1 protein-coding gene is annotated in these 1232 nt (G+C 65.3%); it reads left to right on the forward strand.

Annotated features, from left to right (window positions below; translation table 11 throughout):
- Nucleotides 1-87 precede the first annotated feature (87 nt).
- Nucleotides 88-1221, forward strand: coding sequence for an IS630 family transposase (locus tag ACFYRY_RS42945; protein WP_389158965.1), 1134 nt, complete (start codon nt 88-90; stop codon nt 1219-1221).
- Nucleotides 1222-1232 lie beyond the last annotated feature (11 nt).

The raw sequence follows: 1232 nt of genomic DNA on the forward strand, positions 1-1232 counted from the left end.
CTAGTGCCGCATCAAGCTTCGTTCGCCCTGTCGTGATGTGTCGCCCAGTTGCTGCGTCGGGAAGTCCCAGAGGGCCAGAATGATCACGTGGCTGAACGCGTGCGGGTCCGGGAAATTGATGACGACGAGGGCAGGCGGTTGCTGCGGATCATCCGCAGAGGCACTGGCTCGGTGGTGACCTGGCGGCGGGCCCAGATGGTGCTGTTATCCGCGCAGGGCATGCCGGTGACGAAGATCGCCGAGGTGACGTTCACCAGCGACGATCGGGTCCGCGACGTGCTCCACAATTTCAACGCGGACGGCTTCGACTCGCTGTATCCCAAGTACAGGGGCGGCCGGCCGAAGACCTTCACCCTCCCCGAACGCCGGGAGATCAAGAAGATCGCCAAGTCGAAGCCGGCCGAGCACGGCCTGCCGTTCTCGACCTGGAGCCTGGCCAAGCTGGCCGACTTCCTGGTCGCCGAGGGGGTGGTCGACGACATCAGCCACGAGGGCCTGCGCATCCTGCTCCGCGAGGAGGGCGTCTCCTTTCAACGCGTGAAAACCTGGAAGACCTCACGCGACCCGGACTACGCGGCCAAGAAGGCCCGCGTCGAGCACCTCTACGCGATCGCCGACGGTGAGGTCATACCCGAGGAAGGCGAGCCCGAAGTCATCTTCTGCATGGACGAGTTCGGGCCGCTCAACCTCCAGCCGCACCCCGGCCGGCACTGGGCCGAACGCGGCGGCCGGCACAAGGACCCCGACCGTGATCCCCGGCCTCGTCGGCGGGCGACCTACACCCGCCCACACGGGGTCCGTCACCTGTTCGCCGCCTACGACCTGGCCAAAGACCAGCTCTACGGGCACATCAAGAAGACCAAGAACAGGTCGAAGTTCCTGGAGTTCTGCCGCTACCTGCGCTCGCTGCACCCGGTCGAGAAGCGCATCGCGATCGTCTGCGACAACTACTCACCGCACCTGACGACGAAGCGGTGCCAGCGGGTCGGGACGTGGGCCGCGGCGAACAACGTGGAAATCGCCTACACCCCGACCAACAGCTCCTGGCTCAACCGGATCGAGGCCCAGTTCACCGCCCTGCGCTACTTCGCTCTCGACGGCACCGACCACGCCAGCCACAAAGAGCAAGGAAGCATGATCCGCCGCTACATCATCTGGCGCAACAAGCATGCTGCCGACGACCGCCTCCGTGACGTGGTGAACAGGGCGAACGTTGCCTGATGCGGCACTAG

Origin of the sequence: Streptomyces sp. NPDC005263 (genome assembly GCF_042872365.1) — a bacterium.
Classification (GTDB): Bacteria; Actinomycetota; Actinomycetes; order Streptomycetales; family Streptomycetaceae; genus Streptomyces.